19 protein-coding genes are annotated in these 23,834 nt (G+C 63.5%); 12 read left to right on the top strand and 7 right to left on the bottom strand.

The window, feature by feature from the left end:
* Window positions 1-84: 84 nt before the first annotated feature.
* Both IFU00_16445 and IFU00_16440 read left to right on the top strand, forming a co-directional pair.
* Window positions 85-1,317 (top strand): argininosuccinate synthase, encoded by a 1,233-nt coding sequence (locus IFU00_16445; GenBank protein ID MBD8543876.1) that lies wholly within the window; start codon window positions 85-87, stop codon window positions 1,315-1,317.
* 253 nt (window positions 1,318-1,570) lie between these two features.
* On the top strand, window positions 1,571-3,223 hold the full coding sequence (locus tag IFU00_16440; GenBank protein MBD8543875.1) for a DUF4832 domain-containing protein: 1,653 nt from the start codon (window positions 1,571-1,573) through the stop codon (window positions 3,221-3,223).
* Between the two features lie 403 nt (window positions 3,224-3,626).
* Here the strand turns inward: IFU00_16440 and blaOXA (IFU00_16435) are convergent, their stop codons facing one another.
* The 6 genes from blaOXA (IFU00_16435) to murB all read right to left on the bottom strand — a co-directional run bounded on the left by blaOXA (IFU00_16435) (window position 3,627) and on the right by murB (window position 9,321).
* Window positions 3,627-4,376 (bottom strand): class D beta-lactamase, encoded by a 750-nt coding sequence (blaOXA, locus tag IFU00_16435; protein MBD8543874.1) that lies wholly within the window; start codon window positions 4,374-4,376, stop codon window positions 3,627-3,629.
* A gap of 26 nt (window positions 4,377-4,402) precedes the next feature.
* Window positions 4,403-5,263 (bottom strand): subclass B3 metallo-beta-lactamase, encoded by an 861-nt coding sequence (gene bla, locus IFU00_16430; protein MBD8543873.1) that lies wholly within the window; start codon window positions 5,261-5,263, stop codon window positions 4,403-4,405.
* 12 nt (window positions 5,264-5,275) lie between these two features.
* Window positions 5,276-7,000, bottom strand: a complete 1,725-nt coding sequence (gene blaOXA / locus IFU00_16425; GenBank protein MBD8543872.1) for a class D beta-lactamase — start codon at window positions 6,998-7,000, stop codon at window positions 5,276-5,278.
* On the bottom strand, window positions 6,997-7,380 hold the full coding sequence (locus IFU00_16420) for a BlaI/MecI/CopY family transcriptional regulator (protein MBD8543871.1): 384 nt from the start codon (window positions 7,378-7,380) through the stop codon (window positions 6,997-6,999). Before IFU00_16420 ends, blaOXA (IFU00_16425) begins: the two co-directional genes overlap by 4 nt.
* A 92-nt stretch (window positions 7,381-7,472) precedes the next feature.
* Complete coding sequence (locus IFU00_16415) at window positions 7,473-8,180, bottom strand: SDR family oxidoreductase (GenBank protein MBD8543870.1); 708 nt, start codon at window positions 8,178-8,180, stop codon at window positions 7,473-7,475.
* 10 nt (window positions 8,181-8,190) lie between these two features.
* Entirely contained in the window at window positions 8,191-9,321 is a 1,131-nt protein-coding gene (murB, locus tag IFU00_16410; protein ID MBD8543869.1) for a UDP-N-acetylmuramate dehydrogenase, read from the bottom strand.
* Window positions 9,322-9,350: 29 nt separating this feature from the next.
* Between murB and IFU00_16405 the strand changes: the two genes are divergently transcribed.
* The 9 genes from IFU00_16405 to IFU00_16365 all read left to right on the top strand — a co-directional run bounded on the left by IFU00_16405 (window position 9,351) and on the right by IFU00_16365 (window position 21,902).
* Window positions 9,351-9,836, top strand: a complete 486-nt coding sequence (locus IFU00_16405) for a YajQ family cyclic di-GMP-binding protein (protein ID MBD8543868.1) — start codon at window positions 9,351-9,353, stop codon at window positions 9,834-9,836.
* Window positions 9,837-10,014: 178 nt separating this feature from the next.
* On the top strand, window positions 10,015-11,283 hold the full coding sequence (locus IFU00_16400) for a nitronate monooxygenase (GenBank protein MBD8543867.1): 1,269 nt from the start codon (window positions 10,015-10,017) through the stop codon (window positions 11,281-11,283).
* Between the two features lie 202 nt (window positions 11,284-11,485).
* Window positions 11,486-13,801, top strand: a complete 2,316-nt coding sequence (locus tag IFU00_16395) for an FdhF/YdeP family oxidoreductase (protein ID MBD8543866.1) — start codon at window positions 11,486-11,488, stop codon at window positions 13,799-13,801.
* Window positions 13,798-14,655 carry a formate dehydrogenase accessory sulfurtransferase FdhD gene (fdhD, locus tag IFU00_16390; protein ID MBD8543865.1) on the top strand — a complete coding sequence of 286 codons (858 nt, stop codon included), beginning with the start codon at window positions 13,798-13,800 and terminating at the stop codon, window positions 14,653-14,655. The genes IFU00_16395 and fdhD overlap by 4 nt, the downstream gene beginning before the upstream one ends.
* A 113-nt stretch (window positions 14,656-14,768) precedes the next feature.
* Entirely contained in the window at window positions 14,769-17,132 is a 2,364-nt protein-coding gene (locus IFU00_16385; GenBank protein MBD8543864.1) for an EAL domain-containing protein, read from the top strand.
* 206 nt (window positions 17,133-17,338) lie between these two features.
* On the top strand, window positions 17,339-18,622 hold the full coding sequence (locus IFU00_16380) for a histidine kinase (GenBank protein ID MBD8543863.1): 1,284 nt from the start codon (window positions 17,339-17,341) through the stop codon (window positions 18,620-18,622).
* A gap of 103 nt (window positions 18,623-18,725) precedes the next feature.
* Window positions 18,726-19,487, top strand: coding sequence for a response regulator transcription factor (locus IFU00_16375; protein MBD8543862.1), 762 nt, complete (start codon window positions 18,726-18,728; stop codon window positions 19,485-19,487).
* A 117-nt stretch (window positions 19,488-19,604) separates the two neighbouring features.
* The gene (locus tag IFU00_16370; GenBank protein MBD8543861.1) at window positions 19,605-20,711 is read left to right on the top strand and encodes a PAS domain S-box protein; all 1,107 of its coding nucleotides are present in this window, start codon (window positions 19,605-19,607) and stop codon (window positions 20,709-20,711) included.
* 150 nt (window positions 20,712-20,861) lie between these two features.
* The gene (locus IFU00_16365) at window positions 20,862-21,902 is read left to right on the top strand and encodes a porin (GenBank protein ID MBD8543860.1); all 1,041 of its coding nucleotides are present in this window, start codon (window positions 20,862-20,864) and stop codon (window positions 21,900-21,902) included.
* 113 nt (window positions 21,903-22,015) lie between these two features.
* On the opposite strand, the gene IFU00_16360 is transcribed toward IFU00_16365, so the two are convergent.
* Complete coding sequence (locus IFU00_16360; GenBank protein ID MBD8543859.1) at window positions 22,016-22,984, bottom strand: IS1595 family transposase; 969 nt, start codon at window positions 22,982-22,984, stop codon at window positions 22,016-22,018.
* A 413-nt stretch (window positions 22,985-23,397) separates the two neighbouring features.
* Between IFU00_16360 and IFU00_16355 the strand changes: the two genes are divergently transcribed.
* A complete protein-coding gene (locus tag IFU00_16355; protein ID MBD8543858.1) occupies window positions 23,398-23,820 on the top strand; it encodes a hypothetical protein in 423 nt (140 codons plus the stop codon).
* Window positions 23,821-23,834 lie beyond the last annotated feature (14 nt).

Here is a 23,834-nt window from a genome sequence, read left to right as displayed (position 1 = left end):
CCGTCCATCCCGGTGCTTACCGGGCTGGATTTGCGAGCCAGCTGACCATTACTCCTCTACCATCCCTCCATCACTGGAACTCCCATGAGCGACATCAAGAAAGTAGTACTGGCCTATTCCGGCGGCCTCGACACCTCCGTCATCCTGAAATGGCTGCAAGACAATTACGGCTGCGAAATCGTCACCTTCACCGCCGACCTCGGCCAGGGTGAAGAACTGGAACCGGCACGCGCCAAGGCCATCAAGTTCGGCATCAAGCCAGAGAATATCTATATCGACGACGTGCGCGAAGAATTCGTGCGCGACTTCGTCTTCCCGATGTTCCGCGCGAACACCGTGTACGAAGGCGAATACCTGCTGGGCACCTCGATCGCGCGGCCGCTGATTGCCAAGCGCCTGATTGAGATCGCCAACGAAACCGGCGCCGACGCTGTCTCGCACGGCGCGACCGGCAAGGGCAACGACCAGGTGCGTTTCGAGCTGGGTGCGTACGCGCTCAAGCCGGACGTCAAGATCATCGCGCCATGGCGTGAATGGGATCTGCTGTCGCGCGAAAAACTGCTGAAGTACGCGGAAGACGCGGGCATCGCGGTGGACATGAAGCACAAGAACGGCGGCGCGCCGTACTCGATGGACGCCAACCTGCTGCACATCAGCTTTGAAGGCCGTCACCTGGAAAACCCGAGCGCCGAAGCCGAGGAATCGATGTGGCGCTGGACGGTCTCGCCAGAAGCGGCGCCGGACGAAGCGGAATACCTGGACGTCGAATTCGAGCGCGGCGACATCGTCGGCCTGAACGGCAAGCGCCTGTCGCCAGCCGCCGTGCTGACCGAGCTGAACCGCCTGGGCGGCAAGCACGGCATCGGCCGCCTGGACCTGGTGGAAAACCGCTACGTCGGCATGAAGTCGCGCGGCTGCTACGAAACCCCGGGCGGCACGATCATGCTGCGCGCGCACCGCGCCATCGAATCGATCACGCTCGACCGCGAAGTGGCGCACCTGAAGGACGACCTGATGCCACGCTACGCGTCGCTGATCTATAACGGCTACTGGTGGGCGCCGGAACGCGTCGCACTGCAGACGCTGATCGACCACACGCAAGCCACGGTCAACGGCTGGGTGCGCATCAAGCTGTACAAGGGCAATGTGATCGTCGTTTCGCGCGATTCGAAGACCGATTCGCTGTTCGACATGAACATCGCAACGTTCGATGAAGATGGCGGCGCGTACAACCAGGCCGACGCGGGCGGCTTCATCAAGCTCAACGCGCTGCGCATGCGCATTGCGGCGAAGGCACGCGCCAAGCGCGGGCAGTAAGCTGGTTCGTGAATGAGAAAGCCGCCTGAGGGCGGCTTTTTTGTTGGGGTATCGGAAATGGCATCTGGATTCGACCATTGCTTCGTTCTGCCCGAACTACCCTGCGTTTCATTCTTGATTAAATTATTGGTTACGTGCATAGTACCGACGCTCTGTATTATTGCCCATGTGCAATCAAGTCGATCCTGTACGCTGACGCCTTCCCTTCATCGGTGCATGTCCACTCACCATTGTTCTACAGAAAAATTCATATATGGCATTGAGCAACCTGTCATTCTCGAACCTCACGGTGTCGATTGCGCTCTGCGCCAGCATTGTGCTTCTGAGCGGCTGCGGCGGTGGCGCTGAGGAAAGCAAGCAATCTGGCGACAGCGCCAGCAGCCCTGTTTCTTCTCCGGCGCCCATCGTGATTCCGGCACCGAATCCGGCACCGAATCCGGCGCTAAATCCGGCGCTAAATCCGGCACCAGATCCGACACCTGATCCAGCGCCGGTTTCGACACCGATCCCGGCACCGGTGCCGACGCCGACGTTGGTCGCAGCACCCGCTCCAACGCCGACCCCGCCGTCCGTCTCCGCACCACTCGTCTTCACGCAATTTGGTGGCACCGATGCCGAGATCCCCAACCCCGAGCGGGGCTTCTATCGCTGGGCATGGACTGATCTGGATCAGTTCAGCAAGAGCGACGGCGCTGATGCGTACAAGAATGGAATCCGGATTGTCTATGCCATGGTCCGGCTCGACGGTTACAAGAGCAGCGCGCTGCCAGCCAGTCTGTTGTCCAGGTTGCGCACGGCATTGTCAAATGCGCGGCAATCGGGCGTGAAAGTCATTCCGCGATTCGTCTACAACTATCCGGCCAGCGAAACCGAGTACCGGGATGTCACCGATGCATCGCTGAGCCGGGTGCTGGCGCATATCGCCCAGCTCAAGCCGGTTTTGCAGGAAAACAGCGACGTCATTGCCTACCTGCAGGCCGGCTTCATCGGGGCCTGGGGCGAGTGGCATACCTCATCCAATGGCCTGGCCAGCAGTACCAACCGCACGGCCATCCGGGACGCCCTCCTCGATGCCATGCCAAAGGACCAGTTCGTCCAGTTCCGCTATCCGCCCCATTTGATGGCATGGTTTGCCAGCGCGCCCGGTGAATCGAGTGCATTGAACGGCTCTGCGGCATCGCGCTCCGGCGTGCACAACGACTGCTTCCTGGCCAGTGCGACCGACGTCGGCACCTATAGCGACAACGCCAGCACGAGGACCGAGCAGCGCAACTACACGATTGCCTTGTCCAAGGTAAGCCCGTTCGGTGGCGAAACCTGCGATCCGGCAGATGAGGATGGCGCACAGCCCCGCACGAGCTGCGCGGCGATCCTGGGCGAAGGTAAACAGTTTTCGCTGACGTACTTGAACAGCGAGTACCATACCGAGGCGTTCCACAGCCGCTGGAAGAAGGACGGTTGCTATGCCGAAGTGCAGCGCTCGATGGGCTACCGGCTGGAGTTCCTCTCCACCGAGCATGGCGCTACCGCAGCGGCTGGCGCAGCGTGGCCAATTCGTATCACCGTGCGCAACGTCGGCTGGGCGCGGCCGTACAAACCTCGACAGCTCAGTGTCTTCCTGAAGCATCGCGTCAGCGGCAATGTCCTCAAGCTCGTGACCTCAGTGGATCCAAGAACTTGGACTGCCGGCAATACGTTCGCGCACGATATCTCAATCGTCATCCCCTCGACAGCCCAGTCCGGTGAATACGATATCTACCTTGCCCTTCCGGATGGCGCAGCGCAGATCAACGGCGATCCACGATTCGCAGTACGACCGGCCAACGCAGACAATGCCGGCAACCGGCAGGCATGGAATACTGCGCTCGGTGCATTCAGCACTGGCACGATCGTCACGCTGAAATAGGCATCTCAACGCACAGCTGGGGTCAGGTCTGACATTCGGACACGACCTCAGCTTTAGCAGCTGCGCACAGCTGGGGTCAGGTCTGACATTCGGACACGACCTCAGCCTTAGCAGCTGGGGTCAGGTCTGACATTCGTAGCAGCTGGGGTCAGGTCTGACATTCGGACACGACCTCAGCTTTAGCCACTTCCGATGGTGTCATTCTCGGTATTAGCATGGCGCTGTACTAGCTCGTCCCGACCACTCGACTGTCGAGATCGTGTCCGAATGTCAGACCTGACCCCCGCTGTTCTTCACGACTGTCGAGATCGTGTCCGAATGTCAGACCTGACCCCCGCTGTTCGAATGTCAGACCTGACCCCCGCTGTTCTTGCCCCTCGCTGTTCTTCAGCCGGACGTGGTGCTATAACAGCTCCATTGACTGCAGCGCCGCTTTCGCCAGGGACACGCGCTTGTCGGGCGCCCCGTCCGGGATGTCGATGTTCAGCGCGAACGTGTAGAGCTTGCCGTCCTTCTTGATCCAGCCGACCCACCAGCCGATATCGGGCTGGCCGGGCCGCTTGCCCCAGCCAGTCTTCGCATACAGTTCGGCCGGGCCATCCTGGCGCGCGATCGCGCGCACTGCGTCCACGTGCACGTTCTCGAACGGCAGTTGGCCTTGCGCGAGCCGGGCCAGGAACAACGTCTGCTCGAGCGCGCTGATTTCGAGCGGGCCATCGAGCCAGAAACGGTCCACCACCGTGCCGGTGTCCATGTTCCCGTAATTCATCCGCACGAGCGCGCCGCGCATGCGTTCCAGTCCGATGCGCCGCGCCATTTCCTGATAGACGGGCACGTTAGAGATTTTGATCGCTTCGCGCAGACTCATGTCCCGGGCCCATTCGGGTCGCGCGACCGGCTTGCCGCCGTACGGCACGATCTCGTCGACCGAGGCGACGGCGCCCGTACTCAGCGCGATCAGCGAGTTCGGGAGTTTGAAGGTCGACGCCGGGATGAACCGTTTGGCGGCGCGCTGGCGGTCGTGGCCCGTGTTGGTGTCCTGGGCCACGTCGTGCACGACGAACGTGCCCGTCACGCCCTCTTTCTTGAACAGCTGCGTGATGGCCGGGCTGTCACGCCATTCAGTGGCCTGGGCGACGGCGCCGAATGCCATCAGGGTGAGTGCAACAACATGCTTGATCATTGGTCTGTTTCCTTGGCCAGTTGGGCGGCCAGACGCGCTCTAGCCTTGTCGGCATACGTGCGGCAGGCGGTGGTGTCGATGAAGGCGGCGTTGCCCCGCGCAGCGCGCCGGGCGTAGCGCTGCCACAGGTCGCTGCCTTCCGGATGCGCCGAGACCAGCACGTCGCACGGCAGGCCGGCCACCGTCGCGATCGAGCGTTCGAGGTCCGCGCGCGCCGTCGGATAGGCCCGATGGCCACGGTAGCGAAATGGCCCCGCCGCGATGGCGTTCAGGCTGTCGGCGTACACCATGTGCGCCGTCCGGCCGCCCTCGACGGCGTTCCAGGTCCAGCTCGCGCCGCCCTGCGTGTGGCCGGGCGTGGCGTGCATCGTCACTGCCAGCGGGCCGAGCTTGACGACGTCGCCGTCGGCCACGGCCCGCACGCGGGCAGTTGGCGCCATCGGCTGAAGGTCGGTGTATTGCGGGTCACCCTTGTCGGCCTGGCCGCTCGCCAGCACCGGTACGGCAGCGCTGCCGACCAGGACCTCGGCGCCCGACAGGCGCTGCAGCTCGGCGATGCCGCCTGCGTGATCGAAGTGTGCATGCGAGTTCAGGATGAAGCGGATATCTTCGACCTTGAAGCCGAGCCGGCGCATATTGCGCACGATCTGCGGGGCCGATTTCTCGCTGCCGCCGTCGATCAGAATGTGGCCCTGTGGCGATGTGATCAGGACCGCCGACAGGCCATGCGTGCCGACATAGTAGGTGTTGCCGTACAGGGCGAACGGTTCCTGCGGCGTGTTCCAGTCGTTGGCGGCGGCTGGTTGCAGGCACGTGACAAGGCCGGCCGTGGCAAGTGCCAGGCGTGTGTGTTTCATCATGACGATTCCTTATGTGGACGGTGACAGCGTTGCGAGTCTTCCCGGCAGCGCGCGCAGGAAATGTTCTTTCACGAGCGGCCCGGCCGCGCGGTCCGGATCGCGTGGGCCAAGGTTCTGGCGTGCGAAGACGACGGTACGGCCGTCCTTGGTGGCCCAGCCGACGAACCAGCCGAGCGCGCGGCCCGTGTCCTCATTGCCATCGGGCGACTTGCCTGACGCGGTGCCGGTCTTGCCGTACACCTGCCAGCCATCCGCCAGCGTGGGCAAGCGCAGCAGCTGCGCCGTCATGTCGAATGCGTGCGCGCTGACGGGCAGTTCGCGGTGGGCGACCTTGCGCAGAAATGCGACCTGTTCACGTGGCGAGACCTGCAGCGATGACGAGATCCAGGCGATGTCGACGCCGCCGGTCAGGTCCTGGTTGCCGTAGTCGAAGCGGCCCACGTAGTCCTGCACGCGGCGCTCGCCCAGCCGGCTGGTGACCTGCTGCGCGTACCAGACCGTCGAATTGCGGATCCAGCTCGTCGGATCGGTGGTGGCGCGCCACGATGGCTGCCAGTCAACATAGCCGTCCTTGAACGGCAGCGCCGGCGCGTGGGTGTCCTTCAGGATGCCGGCGTCGAATCCCATCAGGCTCACGGCGATATTGAAGATCGACGCCGGCGTGGTGCGCACGTCGCAGCGCCCTTCCTCGACCAGCACCGCTCCCGTGGCAGCATCGAGCATCAGGGTGCAGTCGAGCGCCTCCGGCGCAGCGTCCCATGCCAGCGCCGGCTGCAGCGCGAGGTTGGCGCCGAACACCAGCGCCAGTGCCGCCAGGCCGGCGCAGCGGGCACGGCCTGCATGAAGCGCGAGGCCCGGTGAGCGGATCAGCGCGACACGCGCGGCCAGCGTGTCCGGCGCGACCCCACCGAAGGCCAGCGCATTGGCTGGCGCGGTTCCATACTGGAAGCGCAGCTGCGCGACCAGCGCGGCAGCATAGGCCTTGCGCTGGACCTGCGGCCGGCCGCGCAGCACGTCGCGGTCGCAGCCCAGCTCCTGGGCCCAGACGAGGCGTGCGCGCAGCAGGCGCATCGCCGGATTGAACCAGCACAGTGCCTGGAGCAGCGCGCAGGCGGCGAGCCACCACAGATCGCCCCGGCGCCAGTGCGTCAGTTCGTGGGCGACGATCAGGTCGCGCTGCAGTGGATCGATCGTTCGCAGGGCCAGCGGCAACAGCAGGCGCGGTCGGAACGGGCCGACCAGCATCGGGGAAATGGGGGCATCGACTTCCATCATGACAGGCAGTGCCGCGCCCGAGGGCAGGTGCGCACCGGCACGCAGCAACCGCGCCAGCGCGCGCTGGCCATGGACTAGGCGCGCAAGCATCCACAGCAAACCGCCCGTATAAGCCAACACCCATGCACACGCGGTCCAGCTCAGCCACGAGCGGGATTGGGCAAACGTGCTGGCAGCACCGGCCGCCTGAGCGGGCCTGGCGACTGTGCCGGCCGTCATGGGCGACAGATCGACATCGAACACGGGCAGCATGTGAAGCTGCTGCGCCTGCGGCAGCATCAGGATGATGAAGGTGGCCGCAAGCGCGACCTGCCCCAGCATCCACGGCGTGCGCTGCATGCCAAGCGCCGGCAGGTACCGCCGTGCCAGCGCCAGCACACCCCACACGGCCACGCCAGCGGCCAGGCAGCCGATGCTGGCAAACAGGAAGCGGATAAGCGTCGCGTCGAGCATGGTCATGGCGCAGGGTCCTTGTCGACCGGCCAGTCGTTCAGCAGCTGCTCCAGGCGCGCGAGCTCATCGTCATCCACCAGCTTGCTGCCGGTGAACATATTAACCGGCAGCGGCGTGTCGATCTCCATCACGCGCTTGCCGAAATCGTGGGCAAACGCAGCCAGCGTATCGACCTTGTCGCTGGCCGCCGCATACACTTGCACGCCGTGGCGAAGCGCCTGGCGCACCATGCCTTTGTCGAGCATGCGCTCGAGCGTCTTGCGGGTGGAGGAATACGACCAGCCCAGCTCGGCCTCGACCGCATCGTGGATTTCACGCGCGCTCATCGGCTGCTGGCGCCACAGCGCCTTGAGGAGGGTCAGTTCAGAAATCGAGGGTACGGCCATGGCAACAGTCCTTGACGTGACGTCTTATGTGACGCTTGCCGCAATGATGCGACAACTGTCACACGGACGTCAACAAGAACTTGTTATTGCCGTCAGTTGCGCAGATCGTCGACCGCTTCGCGGCCAAAGCCAGGCGCGAGCAGATAGTCGGCCAGGTTACGCGCGCAATCCTCGGGCGAGGTCAAGCCGCCCGTGTCCTTCAGCTCGACGAAGCGTTCGCGCAGCGGGAAGTTGGCGTCCGGCGTGGCGCGGATCGCCGCCTGCATGTCGGTGTCGATGACGCCCGGCGCCAGGCTGACCGCCAGCACCTGCGGATCGTCGTCAAGCTGGACCGCCCGCGCATGCTGGTCGAGCGCGGCCTTCGTCGCGCAGTACACGGCCCAGCCAGGATAGGCATTGCGCCCTGCCCCGCTGGAAATGTGCAGGATGCGCCGCGTCGCCCCGGGCGCGGCTTGCACGAACGCGGCGGCCAGCGCCAGCGGCGCGCCAACGTTGAGCATCACCGCCTGCAGCACGGCCGCTGGCTCCTGCGCGGCAAGCGGGCCCACTGGCGTGACGACCCCGGCATTGTTGACGAGGTACACGGCGTCGGCGCCCGCGAGAAAATCGCGCAGCGCCGGGCCGGCGAGCCAGGCCTGCAACGCGGCCGGATCGGCCATATCGACTTCGGCCTGTTCAATGCCGGCCAGCGCAGAACGCCCGCGCGCCAGGCCCAGCACGGCCAGGCCGCGCGACTGCAGTTCGGCCGCGATGGCGGCCCCGAGGCCACGGGTGTGGCCGGTGACGATGACTTTTTTCATGAGGCGTTCCTTAGATGAAGACGGGTTCGGGTTCCAGCATCACGCCATAGCGCGCCGCGACATCGGCCTGGATCGCTGCAGCCAGTTGAGCGACTTCCTGCCCCGTGGCCCCGCCCAGATTGACGAGCACCAGCGCCTGCTTGTGGTACACGCCGGCCGCGCCCAGGTGGCGCCCTTTCCAGCCGCACTGGTCGATCAGCCAGCCCGCGGCCAGCTTGAACGTGCCGTCCGGCTGGGCGTGGTGCACCAGGGTCGGGAACTGCGCGAGCAGCCTTGCGCATTCCGCGCTTGACACCACCGGGTTCTTGAAGAAGCTGCCGGCATTGCCGATCTCGCGCGGATCGGGCAGCTTGCGGCGCCGGATTGCTTCGACCATCAGGCCAATGTCGTTCGGCGTGGGCGCCGTCAGTCCGGCATCGCGCACCGCATTACCCAGTTCGGCATAGCGCAGGTTTGGCTGCCATGCGCGCGGCAAGGCAAAGGTCACGTCCAGCACGACGAGATTGGCGCCGTCGGGATGCTTGAAGATGCTGTCGCGGTAGCCGAAGCGGCAGGCGGCCGCGTCCAGCGTGCGCGTGGCGCCGCTGGCCATGTCGTAGGCGGTGAGGCTATGGAATACGTCCTTGGTTTCGACGCCATACGCCCCCACATTCTGGATAGGCGCGGCCCCCACGGTGCCGGGTATCAGCGACAGGTTTTCCAGCCCGCCGATGCCCTGCTCGAGCGTGAAGCGCACGAAGCCGTGCCAGTGTTCGCCGGCCTGGGCGCATACGAGGATCTTGCCGGCCTCTTCGCCCAGCACCTCGCGGCCCTGCCCCGTCATGTGCAGCACCAGGCCCTCGACGTCGCGCGTGAACAGCAGATTGCTGCCGCCGCCAAGCACCAGCCGCGGCAAGGCCGCCAGTGCCGGATCGGCACGCACCGCGGCCAGTTGCTCGGCGCCATCCACGCGCAGGTAGTGGCGCGCGCGGGCGGGAATGCGGAAGGTATTGAACGTGTCGAGCGGCTGGTCGTGAATGAGAGGCATGATGTAACGGCGTAAAAGTGTCGTTTCATTATAGTGGTTCGTGCATTCCCGGCTTTCCACACGGGTGAAACGGTCGCGATTCGGGCCGCCGTCCGCTAAAATAGAGGGATTCATCTACATGCAAGACAAAAAAAGGACACCCCATGCCATCATTTGATGTCGTCTGCGAAGCAGACATGGTCGAAGTAAAGAACGCGGTTGAACAATCGAACAAAGAAATCACGACCCGTTTCGATTTCAAGGGCAGCTCGGCCAATGTCGAGCAAAAGGACAAGGAACTGACGCTGTTTGCCGATTCCGATTTCCAGTTGACCCAGGTAAAGGACGTCCTGATCAACAAGATGGCCAAGCGCAAGGTCGACGTGCGGTTCCTGGACGAAGGCAAGGTCGAGAAAATCGGCGGCGACAAGGTCAAGCTGGTGATCAAGGTGCGCAACGGTATCGAAACCGACGACGCGAAAAAAATCACCAAGCTGGTCAAGGAAAGCAAGATGAAGGTGCAAGCCAGCATCCAGGGCGAATCGGTGCGCATCACCGGCGCCAAGCGCGACGACCTGCAGACGGCCATGGCCATGCTGCGCAAGGACGTGCAAGACCTGCCGCTGGCCTTCAACAACTTCCGCGACTGATCGGTATCAGCGCGTTGCAACGGGCCGGCTTGACCGGCGCTGGCACGGGGCGCTACGTGGACAATGTGTCCGCTGAAGCCTTGTAACGCTTGGAGTAAAATGGCGCCGTGTGCCGACCCAGGGTCGACTCTCGCACACCGCAGCCACTCCGGGCAGATTAGGTAGTCTAAGGATAGCAATGAAACGTGTTGATGATTTCCGCCTGCGCATGGGCAACAAGGAATACGTGCCCATCATGATCGGCGGAATGGGTGTGGACATTTCGACGTCCGAACTGGCGCTGGAAGCAGCCCGCCTGGGCGGGATCGGCCATATCTCCGATGCAATGTCGCAAGACGTGTCCGACCGCAAGTTCGACACCACGTACGTCAAGGAAAAAACCAAGACCTACAAGTTCAACATCAACAACATGAACAAGGCGGTGGTCCAGTTCGATCTGGATCACCTGGCCGAGGCCACGCGCCGTCATGTCAGCTCGACCATGGAAGCGAAGAAAGGCGATGGCCTGATCTACGTGAACTGCATGGAAAAGCTGACCATGAACGCGCCGAAGGAAACGCTGCGCGTGCGCCTGGCGTCGGCCCTGGACGGCGGCATCGATGGCATCACGCTGTCGGCCGGTCTGCATCTGGGCTCGTTCGAGCTGATCAAGGATCACCCGCGTTTCCGCGATGCGCACCTGGGCATCATCGTGTCGTCCGTGCGCGCGCTGCAACTGTTCCTGCGCAAAGTCTCGCGCCTGGACCGCAAGCCCGACTTCATCATCGTCGAAGGCCCGCTGGCCGGTGGCCACCTGGGCTTCGGCATGGATGACTGGAAGCAATACGACCTGCACACGATCATGGACGAGGTCCATGCATTCGTGAAGGCCGAGCAACTGGGGATCCCGGTCATTGCCGCCGGTGGCGTGTTCACCGGTTCGGATGCCGTCAGCTTCCTCGAAAAAGGCGCAGGCGCCGTTCAGGTCGCCACGCGCTTTACCGTGACCACCGAATGCGGCCTGCCAGACGACGTCAAGCAGGAATACTTCCGCGCCAGCGAAGAAGACATCGAAGTCAACGGCATTTCGCCGACCGGCTATCCGATGCGCATGCTCAAGAATACGCCGGCCATTGGCTCGGGCATTCGCCCGGGCTGCGAATCGTACGGCTATCTGCTCGATGCAACGGGCAACTGCTCGTACATCAATGCCTACAACCGCGAGGTGCAGGCGCATCCGGAACTGAAAAAAGTCACGGTGATGGACAAGACCTGCCTGTGCACGCACATGCGCAACTTCAATTGCTGGACCTGCGGCCATTACACGTACCGCCTGAAGGACACGTCGCATCTGCTGGCCGATGGCAACTACCAGATCCTGAGCGCCGAGCACGTGTTCAAGGATTACCAGTTCAGCGTCAACAACGAGATCGCCCTGCCAGAAAAGCAGGAGATCGTCGCGGCATAAGCCCGACTTTCGCTGTTGCCGCACCGTGCAACGGCCATGAAAACGTCATTCCTGTCGGCGCGGGAATGACGTTTTTGCGTTTATGCCCGAATGAACCGCCTTGTCCCGCCCCTGCCCCGTGATCGCCGCTGAATGTGCGCAGGCGCACCGAAGCCGTCTTGCATGAACGTTACGGTAATCACTCCATCAGCGGGAGTGAGCAATGAGCGAAGAGAAAAAGCAGGTCCGTATTACCAAAGCCACGATGCCAGCCGGCGGCTGGGGCTCGGTCGGTGACGTCAGCACGATCCTGACCGACCAGAACGTCGTCGTCAAAGACACGGGCTTGCTGCTCAAGCAAAACAAGACCGATGGCTTCGCCTGCGTCAGCTGCGCCTGGGCCAAGCCGGCCAATCCGCACCCGTTCGAATTCTGCGCCAGCGGCGCCAAGGCCACTGCCTGGGAAACCACGAGCAAGTCCATCGGCGCTGACTTCTTCCAGCGCCACACGCTGACCGAGCTCGAAGACTGGAGCGATCATGCGCTGGAAGACCACGGCCGGCTGACCACACCGCTGCGCTACGACGCCGCCAGCGACAAATACCTGCCGGTCGACTGGGACGTGGCCTTCAACGAGATCGGCGCTGCGCTGCGCAGTTTCGATCCCAAGCAGGTCGTGTTCTACGCTTCGGGCCGCGCTTCGCTGGAAACGTCATACATGTACCAATTGCTCGCTCGCATGTATGGCAACAACAACCTGCCGGACAGCTCGAACATGTGCCACGAAAGCACGTCGGTCGGCCTGCAGAAGACGATCGGCATCGCGGTGGGCACGGTCAAGCTGAGCGACTTCGAGGATACCGACTGCATCCTGTTCTTCGGCCAGAACGTGGGCGTGAACAGCCCGCGCATGCTGCACCAGCTGCAAGAGGCGCGCAAGCGTGACGTGCCGATCATCACCTTCAACCCGCTGCGTGAACGGGGGCTGGTGAGCTTCACCAATCCACAGTCGCCGCTCGAAATGCTGACCAGGCAAGAGACGGCCATTTCGACCCAGTACCACCAGGTCAAGCCGGGTGGCGACACGGCCGTCATCATGGGCATGTGCAAGGCGATCTTGGCCCTTGACGATGCAGCGCTGGCCGCCGGTGAACAGCGCGTCATCGACATCGCATTCATCCAGGAACACACCAACGGCTACGGCGACTTCGAACAGGCCGTGCGCGCCTGCTCATGGGAAGCCATCGAGCGCGAAGCGGGCCTGTCGCAAGCGGCGCTCGAAGAAGCAGCGGGCGTGTATGCCAGGTCGAGCGCGGTGCTGGGCGTGTACGGCATGGGCCTGACCCAGCACCGCAATGGCGTGCAGAACGTGACGATGATGGTCAACCTGCTGCTCCTGCGCGGCAATATCGGCAAGCCGGGCGCTGGTATCTGCCCGGTGCGCGGCCACTCGAACGTGCAGGGCCAGCGCACGGTCGGCATCACCGAAAAGCCCGAACTGGCGCCGCTCGACAAGCTCAAGGAGCAGTTCAACTTCGAGCCGCCACGCGACATGGGCCTGACGACGGTCGATGCCTGCGAAGCCATCATCAAGCGCGACCTGCAGGGTTTCATTGGCCTGGGCGGCAATTTCCTGCGCGCCGTACCGGAAACGGTGCTGATGGAAGCGGCCTGGCGCGAACTGCCGCTGACGGTGCAGATTGCTACCAAGCTTAACCGTAATCACGTCATTCACGGCAAGGCAGCTTACCTGCTGCCTTGCCTGGGCCGGATCGAGATTGACCGCCAGGGCTCGGGCGACCAGTCCGTGTCGGTCGAGGACAGCACGTCGCACATGCATGGTTCGCGCGGGATGACCGAGCCGGCCGCGCCCGGCCTGCTGTCCGAGCCGGCGATCGTGGCCGGCATCGCCAAGGCGACGCTGGCGCCCAACCCCAACGTCAACTGGGATGCCTGGGTGGCCGACTACCGCGTCATCCGCAAGGCGATGGGCGTCACGTTCCCCGAAATCTTCAAGGATCTGAACGAGCGCATGTGGACACCGGGCGGCTACCGCAAGCCGCTGGCCGCCGCCGAGCGTATCTGGAAGACCGAGAGTGGCAAGGCCGAATTCACGGTGCCCGAAGAGCTGCCGGGCAATCCGAACATGCCGGGCGGCCCCGATATCCTGCGCCTGTTCACGATCCGCAGCGACGGCCAGTTCAACACAACGATTTACAGCAACGACGACCGCTTCCGCGGCGTGCACGGCAGCCGCATGGTGCTGTTCATGAATGCGGCCGACATGGAACGCTATGGCCTCGGCAAGGGTGACGTCGTGGCGCTGCGCACGCATGCGGACGATGGCGTGAATCGCCGCGTCGAAGGCTTGCAGATCGTGCCTTACGATGTGCCAACGGGTTGCATCGCCGGTTATTACCCGGAATGCAATCCGCTGATTCCGCTGTGGCACCACGCGAAGGAGAGCAAGGTGCCGGCGGCCAAGGCCATCGATGTGCTGCTCGAGCGCAGTCATTCCGTAGCACCGAGCGTGGCATGAACGCGCGCACGTCCTTCCCCGGTGACGGCGGGCCGGACTATCCTGTTGCCAGCAGCGTGCCAGCAGCCTGCTGGCAGGCCGGCGCGAGCGAGGCGCTGGCCGAAGTGCTGGCCGAGGAAGTGCCGGTGGCGCTCGTCTACAACGGCATCAGCCACGCGGTGATGCTGGCCTCTCCCCAAGACCTGGAAGACTTCGCACTGGGATTTTCGCTGTCCGAGCGCATCGTGCGCCAGGCGGCAGATATCCGCGACATTGCCATCGAGACGGGCCCGCACGGCATCACGCTGTCGATGGAGATTGCCCCTGGCGCCATGGCGCGCCTGAAGGAAACGCGGCGTGCACGCACCGGCAAGACCGGTTGCGGCCTGTGCGGCGTGGACAGCCTGGCCTGGTTCGAGCGCGAAACGGGCCTGATCGATGCACGCGATGGCGGCGCACATGGTGTGACGGCGCAGTGTGCGCCCGATGCGCTGCACCGCGCGATGGCCGCGATGGCGGCGCGCCAGCATCTGCACCTGGCGACCGGCGCCGTCCACGCGGCGGGCTGGGCCGATCGAGATGGCGTGCTGCTTACCGTGCGCGAAGACGTCGGCCGTCACAATGCGCTCGACAAACTGATCGGCGCGCTGGCGCACGATGGCGTGCCCGCCGACAGCGGGTTCGTCGTCGTGACCAGCCGCGCCAGTTTCGAAATGGTGCAAAAGACTGCGCGCGCCGGGATCGCCGTGCTGGCGGCCATCTCGGCGCCAACAGCCATGGCCGTGCGCCTGGCCGATGCAGCGGGCGTGACGCTGGCCGGCTTCGTGCGCGCCGGTCGCCACGTCGTCTACAGCCATCCGCAGCGCCTGACCTGAGCGCAGACGCCAGCGCACGCCGCACGCGCGGCGCGCGACAACGATGTTGAACGGGTATAAGCTGAAAGCATGCGCGCAACCAACGCGGCGCGATGCGAGAGAGGCGGCCCGACATGTCAACGTTTGCCCCTGCCGAGCAGGTCAGCTTTCTGGCTGATCAAGCGGGCACCATCACCAGTTGGAACCCGGCGTGCGCCGCGCTGTTCGGTCGTGCTGCAGCCGACATCATCGGCCAGCCGGTCGCCAGCCTGCTCGACGGCGCCAGCTGGCTGGCCCTGCAAGGCGCCGACCAGAGCCAGGCCACATTGGCGACAAGCGCCGGCCCCCGCCCTGCCAGTCTCCACCTCATGTTGCAGTCCGGCCGCGATGGCGCCCCGCTCGGCTACAGCATCACCATCGCCCCGGCCGTGATCGGCGTATCGGAAGGCGAGCGGCTTGGCGCGACACCACTGTCCGCCGTCGTCGACCTGCTGCCGGGCACCTTCTACATCATGAACCGCGAAGGCCGCGTCCTGCTGTGGAACCATAATCTCGAACGGTTGTGCGAGATGATGCCGGACGAAATCGCCGCCGCCAACGGTATCACCATGCTCGATCCGCGCGACCGGCCTGGCGCGCTCAGGCAGGTCGAGGCCATGTTCGACAACAACACCGAGATCGCCCTGGAGACCGACTATGTTTCGCGCAGTGGCCGCGAAACACCGATGCTGCTGCGTGGCGCGCGCATCGATTGCAATGGGGGCCAGTACATCTTTGGCATGGGCATCGACATTTCCCGCCAGCGCGCACGCGAGCGCCAGCTGGCCCTGTACCGGCGTGCGCTCAATGCCGCCCGCAATGGCGTGATCATCGCCCACGATACGGGGCCCGACCACCTGATCGAGTACGTCAATCCCGCGTTCGAACGCATTACCGGCTACAGCGCCGAAGAAGTCATCGGGCGCGATTCGCGTTTCATGGCAGCGCCCGGCCTCGACGCCGACGAGCGCAGCCGCATGCGGCGGGCGCTGCGCGAGCATCGGTCGGTGCACGTCGTGCTGCGTAATCTGCGCAAGAATGGCGAACTGTTCTGGAACGACCTGCACATCACGCCCGTGCACGACGACAATGGCAAGGTTACGCACTTTATCGGCATCATCAATGACGTCACGGCCAGCAAGCAGCGTGCCGAGCATGTCGAGACCGACGTCAACCACGACAGCCTGACGGGCCTTGCCAGCCGCACGCTGTTGCGGGACCGGCTCGACCATGCCCTGCACCTGGCCCAGCGCCACCAGACGCTGGTGGCGACAGTCCTGATCGACCTGGACGGTTTCAAGGCGATCAACGATACCTTTGGCCACGATGCCGGCGACGCCGTGCTCAAGGTCGTCGCGCGGCGCCTGCAGGCAGCCGTGCGCGACAGCGACACGGTGGCGCGCATGGCGGGCGATGAATTCGTCCTGGTGCTGGTCGACCAGCCGACCCTGCGCTTCACGCTGCGCATGGTCGAACGGTTGCGCCGCGCATTGATCATGCCGGTCTCGTTTGGCGGCAACGACATCGACGTGGGCGCGAGCCTGGGCGTGGCGGCCTACCCGCACGATGGGGCGACATCGGCCGACCTGATCCGCGCCGCCGACATGGCGATGCACCGCGCCAAGCGCCATGGCGGCGGCGTGCATTTTCATTCCCGCGAAATGCACGACGTCAGCGAAGCGCGCGTCGCACTGGCCAACAGCATGCGCAGCGCGCTCGACGACAATCAGTTATTTTTGTTGTTCCAGCCCCGGATGGAAGCACGCAGTGGCAAGGTGCGGGGGTTCGAGGCCCTGCTGCGCTGGCGGCATCCCGAGCACGGCGTGATGCTGCCGGCGTCCTTTCTGGCCGAAGCCGAAGAAAGCGGACAAATTGTCGAGATCGGCGGCTGGGTGCTGGACCAGGCCTGTGCCTTCGCACGCGACCTGCGCAGCGCCGGTTACGCGGGCCTGCCGGTGGCCGTGAACGTGACGCACCGCGAATACAGCCGGCCCGACTTCATCGCCGGCATCGCCCGCCGCATGCAGGAGGCCGGGTTACCGCCCGGCAGCCTCGAAATCGAAATCCCCGAAGCTGACCTGATCCGCAACCCGGGCCTGGGGCGCGACCTCTCGGTGCAACTGCGCGCCACAGGCGCAATGCTGTCGGTCGATCAGTTCGGGCAAGGCATGTCCGATCTGGCGTTCCTGCAGCAGTTATCGGTGCGCCAGGTGAAACTGTCACGCAAGGCCGTACACGACATCGCCGATCATGGCCGCAACGGCGCGCTCGCCCGGACCCTGATCGACATCGGCCACAACCTCGACATCACGGTGGTGGGCGAAGCGGTGGAAACCGAGGCACAGGTCGACTTCCTGCGCAGCCACGGGTGCGACCAGATGCAGGGACAATGGTTCAGCGCGCCATTGTCAGCCGCCGCCGCGCGCGCTTTCCTCAAGGATCGCCAACATGCATTGTAGGGTGGACGGGTTCCCCGTCCACGCGTTCAACGAACGTCGGCGCCGCCACATGGTCAACGTGATGCGAACACCCGCCCCGTCCATTCCCCGATTTGTGCAGGCTGTCGCAGGAAACTGGCCCTGACGCGCCCGGCGCGTTAAAGTTGCATCATTCCAACGGCCGCCCTTTTGGGCCGATGCAACATCCTCCGACGATCGACGACGCCATGCAAGCACGCAGCACGACACAGCACCATCTGGCCGGCACCCTGTCCTGGCTCTACCGCGCCTTCGATGGCGTGGCGACCTGGGTCACCCAGCTGTCATGGTGGAAGTTTCTTCTTTTTGCCGGCCTGACGCTGACCGCCGCCGGCATCCTGCAGGAAGAACTGTTCAACGGCCCGGCCGAAGAAGAAATTGCCCGCGCCGAGCGCGAATCCGGCCGCCGCAGCGACGCCAGCATCCTGATCGACGAGAGCGGTATCCGCTTCAATCCCCGAACCCGAACGCGCACGGCCGAACCGCCCCCGGCAACGACACCGGAAACGCCCGAGGTACCCGCCGTACCGGACACGCCCGACGCACCACCGGGCCCGCCGGTAACCGTGACAGCGCCCTCCTCCAGCACTGGCGCCGTAAATATCTCGCCAGGCAGCGACTCGGTCCACATCGAACTGCCGCCGCAAATCGGCGAAGAATTGTCGAACGCCATCGAGGCCGCCGTCGAAGACGCCGCCGAGCAAAAAGTGTCGCGCTATCACAAGCAGGCGTCTACTTGGTTCATGAACTTCGTCGTGCTGTTGCTGCTGGCGCTGTTTGGTACCAAGGCGCTGGTCGGTGGCAAGAAGCGCGCCGATGCCGAAGCCCAGGTGGCCAACGCGGCCGCCGAGCGCGAAGCAATGCAGCGCCAGCTGATGGAAACGAAAATGCAGATGATGCAGGCGCAGGTCGAGCCCCACTTTTTATTCAACACGCTGGCGTCCGTCGAGCACCTGATCCGCGTCGACCCGCCACGCGCGTCGGCCATGCAGCGCAGCCTGATCCAGTATCTGCGCGCGGTGCTGCCGCAGATGCGCGACAACGCCGTCGTGACGGGCCTGGGGCGCGAGGTCGACATGGTCAATGCCTACCTGGACTTGCTCAAAATGCGGATGGAAGAACGCCTGACGGTCAACCTGCGTGTGCCGGACGGCCTGCGCAGTGCGGCCTTTCCGCCGATGATGCTGCAATCGATGGTTGAAAACGCCATCAAGCACGGGCTGGAGTGCAAGCCCGAAGGCGGCACGCTGAACATCGTCGCCGAGGTCGTCGACAGCCGCCTGCGCGTGACCGTGGCCGACGACGGCGTGGGCTTTGGCGTGATGCCGAGCGACGGCACCGGCCTGGGCCTGCAGACGATCCGCGAACGCCTGAAACTGCTGCATGGCGAGGCCGGCTGGCTGCACATCGGCGCCAACAGCCCGAGCGGCGTGATCGCGACGATCGAAGTGCCGTACCAGTTGTCCAAGTAATCATTTGGCCAACGGGCAATGGCGATCGACGACTTGCCTGTTGGTCATTTTCATTGAATAATCATTCAATCACTTTTCATAACAACCTTGTCAAGAGACCACCATGCCCACCGCGATTATTGCCGATGACGAAAGACTGATGCGCGACCAGCTGCGCATGCGCCTGCAGGATGCCTGGCCAGAGCTGCAGATCGTCGGCGAAGCGAAGAATGGTGACGAGGCAGTCCAGCTGGTGGGCGAGCTCAAGCCCGACCTGACCTTCCTGGACATTCGCATGCCGGGCAAGACCGGCATGGAAGCGGCGCGCGACATCGGCGACAAGAGCCTGATCGTGTTCGTCACCGCTTATGACCAGTACGCGGTGGAAGCGTTCGAACGCGGCGCCATCGACTATGTGCTCAAGCCGACCGAGCCGGACCGCTTGCGGGTGACGGTCGACCGCCTGAAGGAGCGCCTCGAGCGGCCGCCGGCCAATGTGAACGACAGCGTCAGCGCCATGCTGAGCCAGCTGGCCGAAAAGATCGCCTCGCCCAAGCCGAAGCATCTGCAATGGATCCAGGCCAGCATCGGCCAGGACCTGCGCATGATTCCCGTCGAAGACATCCTGTTCTTCCGCTCGGACGAAAAATACACCAGCGTGCAGACGAGCAGCTTCGAGGCGCTGATCCGCAAGCCGGTGCGTGACCTTGCCGATGAGCTCGACCCGTCGCTGTTCTGGCAAATCCACCGCGCGACACTGGTCAACGTCAATGCTATCGAAGGCGTGACGCGCGATATCCGTGGCCGCCATCTGGTGATGGTCAAGGGCCGGCCCGAAAAACTCGAAGTCAGCCGCAGTTTTTTGCACCTGTTCAAGCAGATGTGACAGCGTTGCGGGACGCGCGTGCCAGTGCGCGCCTTGTGACCTCTCAAGGCCCCGGCGGGGCGTACGCGTAGTGTAGAACGTCCGGCCCTCGCCCGTGGCCTTCTCGTCCCTGCCCGCATGAAACTTCAGCGCACGATGCACCTGCGGCGCAACCGCAGCCTCGACCAGCGCGCCGCGCGCGCCTGCGACAGCCGGCGCATCCTGCACAGCGCCAGCGACGCCATCCTGTCGGTCGGCCACGACACCACGATCCTGCTGGCCAATCCGGCGGCGGCGCGCATGTTCGATACGGGCGTGGCCAGCCTGCAGGGCAGTCCGCTGGCGCGCTTCATCCTCGCACCCGGCGCCGATGCGCGCACCCCGCCCGACTATTTTCCGGCCGGTCTCGGGCGCGCCGGCCGGCGTGCCACCGACTACGCCGTCACCGGCATCCGCAGCGATGGCGAACGCTTTCCCATCGAAGGGTCGATCTCGAACGTGGAGCACGAAGGCCGGCCGATCTACACGGTGATCCTGCGCGATGTGTCCGAGCGCCACCTGGTCCAGCAAACGCTGGCGCGCTCGCATGACCAGTTGCGCCAACTGTCGTCGGCACTGCAAAGCATTCGCGAAGAGGAGCGCACGCATATCGCGCGCGAGTTGCATGACGATCTCGGGCAACTGCTTGCGTCGCTGCGCATGGACCTGACGCTACTGGCGCGTGTCGAGCACTTGCCCGAGGCCAGCACACCGCTGCTTGCCGGCATGGAAAGCAATCTGCTCACGGCCATCGCGTCGCTGCGGCGGATCGCCACCAATCTGCGCCCGCGCGCCCTCGACGAAGGCGGCCTGTATTTTGCACTGCAGGGCTTGCGCGACGACTTCACCGAACGTCACGGCATTGCCTGCACTGTCCTCGCAGATGAGGCCGAATTGCGGCTGGACGATGCGGCCAGCACCGCCATCTTTCGCATCGTGCAAGAGGCACTGACCAATATCGCGCGCCATGCCGGCGCGCAGCACGTGTGCGTGAATCTGTACCGCACCAACGGCGACCTGCTGCTGACGGTCCAGGACGACGGCCGGGGCATCCGCGCACAAGACATGGGCAAGGCCGAATCGCTGGGCCTGATCGGGATGCGCGAGCGGGTCTGGGCGATGCAGGGCGACATCACAATCGGGGCCGACGAGCCGCCGGGGACGCGCATCGATATCGTGCTGCCCATTGCAGGCCATGTGGTCTGACGCCCGAAAAATCAGCATCCTGAGCATCCTATTGCATAAAAACAACAGTGCCAAGGTGTCATGAACTCGACACATAGTGTCGATAAGATCGCTGTCGATCTGAGTTGATTACAAACTCAACATCTTGTCGAAACCAAACTGGAGATCTTCATGAAGTATAAGTTCCTGGCCGCCGCCGTGCTGTCATCCCTGCCACTGTTCGCATCCGCCCAAACCAACGTCCAGATCTATGGCGTGATGGACGCGGCCGTCGCTCTCGAAGACACCGACGTGCCGGGTGAAGACCGTCGTACCACCGTCAGCTCGGGCAACCAGTCCAGCAGCCGTCTGGGCTTCCGCGGTACCGAAGATCTCGGCAATGGCCTGAAAGCCATGTTCAACATCGAAGCCGGTGTCGCGCTGGACACCGGTGCCACCGACACGCAAACCTTCGGCCGCCGCGCCGTGGTCGGCCTGCAAGGCAACTTCGGTACCGTGACCCTGGGCCGCGAGTACTCGCCAATCGCTGCTGTCGCCGCCGCATCGGACATCAACGGTCAGGGCATGTACGGCAGCAACCTGTCGGCCTTCGGCACCAACCGTCTGACCCGTCGCCTGTCGAACTCGATCAACTACAAATCGAACGACCTGTCGGGCTTCGTCGTCAACGCCGCTTACTCGACCGCCGAAAAAACCGTCGACCCATCGGGCGACCTGCTGGGCATCGCGCTGGAATACAAGATCGGCGGGCTGTACCTGGGCGCCGGTTACCACACCATCGAGCGCCTGGCTTCGGGTGACGACAAGGAAATGGCCTTTGGCGCTGGCTACAAATTCGGCGACTTCGAAATCAAGGGTAACTACCTGGAAGCCGAACTGGAAGGCACCACCGCCAGCAACGGCGTCGAGTACAAGAACGCCAACATCGGTGCATCGTATGCAATGGGCGCGAACAAGTTCTTCCTGAACTTCCAGCAGCAAAAGCTGAACAACGGCGCCAAGGGCAACACCGTGGCCGTGTCGTACACCTACACGCTGTCGAAGCGCACCAACTTCTACGGCACCTACGCCCAGCTGAGCAACAACAACCGCGCTGCCTTCGGCATCAACGCGTCGTCGAACAACGTGACCCCGGTCTCGAGCGTGCCGGCCATCAGCGCCCTGAGCGCCGATCCATCGGTCCTGACCGTCGGTATCCGTCACGCGTTCTAAGTATGGCGCCGCACACGCCGCCAACGGCGGCGTGTGACGGTCGCTCTCAGTTCCTGCGTTCGTGGGAATTTTTAATGCCGGCGCTGCCGGCATTTTTCATGGCTCAGTCAGCGTTATCTGTTGATGACACTGATGGCAATGCAAAGCAATTGCGCCGACAAAATAACTCGCTTTCCATCCAGCGCCCAGCGCCAGCCCAGGTAATTGGTCAGGTAGCGCGACGCCACGCCGCGAAAGCCCTGTAGCCAGGCCTTGAAGCGCTGGTGGTAAGCGTTCACGTTCTGCACGTGAATGGCAAGGCTGCCCAGACGCCTTGCACGCACACCGGCGCGCACATTGACCGCTTCGTGCGCGATCCTGTGCTTGCGGGCAAAGGCGCGGTAAGCGGGGTGGCCGTCACTGACCAGCAAGGCCTGCCTGTCGAGCCTGGGTAGCAAGTCACGCTCGAGTTGGGCAGTCTTGAGGGCACCGCGCCCAGTGACGGCATCGATGGTGCGCCCTTCGCGGTCGCGCGCGACCAGAATGCAATCGAGTTCACCGGAAATGCCCCGTTTGGCAGCATGGCCGCCACGGTGGCGCGGTGGCCGATCGAGTGTGCGCGAACCTTTTTGTGACTCAAGCAGAAATGTTTCGTCAGCCTCGACGATGCCATTCAGGCGCGCGGGCCGGTCGAGCTTGACCCAATGCAGGAAGCGGTGGCGCCAGCGAAAGGCAGTGTTGCGGTGTACGCCGACCCGGTCTGCGGCCTTACGCACGGGGAGTGAATCGAGCAGCACCTGCGAATACGCGAGCCATTTGGCCTTGAGCCTCAACCGCGCCAGCGGCGTGCCGGTCAGGTCGTTAAAGGTGCGGCCACAGGAGCAGCAACGATAGCGTTGTAAATCGTTGGCGAAACCATGCCGGTAGCAGTGCTCGTTGCCGCACCTGGGGCAGCAGCGGCCTGGTGTTCTGACCTCACTGATGAGTGCAACCACCTGATCGAGTCCGGCTGCAGGATGCAGGGCATCCAGCACTTGCCGGCGCTGCGGCTGGTTCAGCGAAGGCAGTTTTGCGAACCAGCCCTTGAAACGTGGCGCTTTCATGGTCGACTCCTGACGCTGGGGACAGGGGTTGGACCATCGGACTACTCATCAGTTCAAAGCTAGTCTCTATTTAACGTTGACTGCGCCTTTTTCATGGCTGCGAGCCTGATTGGATATACACCGGCTGCCTCGCCTCTGCGGAATATTACCGCTCAGCTTTTTGGATTTGATACGAATCTGAAAACGACCAGACCAATCGCGTGTCATGTCGTTTGCATCTGACTTTTTGAGCCAATAGTCAATTTAGTCAGGATCATGGTTTTACGCTTGCCGTTCAACCCACCCGACCTAAACTCAATTCTGACTCACGACAGCCTCGGACGTGGTCAATGTTTTCCCGACGACAAGGCATCACGCCCTTCTTGCGCAACGCCAGAACAGGCGCCTCTGCCTATATTTCCTAAGGAGATATCATGCGCATTTCATCTGTTTTGCTTCCCGCAACCCTATTTCTTCTCGCCCCGACTTCTGGCGCGCAGAGTTGGCCGTATCCACAAAGTGACACGGCGCCAGTCACGTCCGTGATTGTCAGCGCAGCAGCAAAGCCGGTTCGGATTCAGGAAGAACAAGCACGGCAAATTGCCGGAACCTACGATCTGGCGAATGGCTGGCGCCTCAAGGTACGACCAGGCACCCGCACGATCGACACTAAAATCGATAAACAGCAACCGATGCGTCTTCTTGCTGTCGCCCCTTATAAATTTGCGTCGGGAGATGGTCGAGTCACCATGGAATTCAATCTTGGTGAATTCGGTGACGACATGCTCATGACCTACGCGCCAGATCCGCGCTTCGCTGATATGGTGGTGATCTCATCGACCGTTGCGCAGCGTTAGCGAAGGACAATGAC

This window comes from Oxalobacteraceae sp. CFBP 8761, from assembly GCA_014841595.1.
Classification (GTDB): Bacteria; Pseudomonadota; Gammaproteobacteria; order Burkholderiales; family Burkholderiaceae_D; genus Telluria.
Note: the sequence above shows the minus strand (reverse complement) of the source record. Positions and strands in the feature narration are given on the sequence as shown.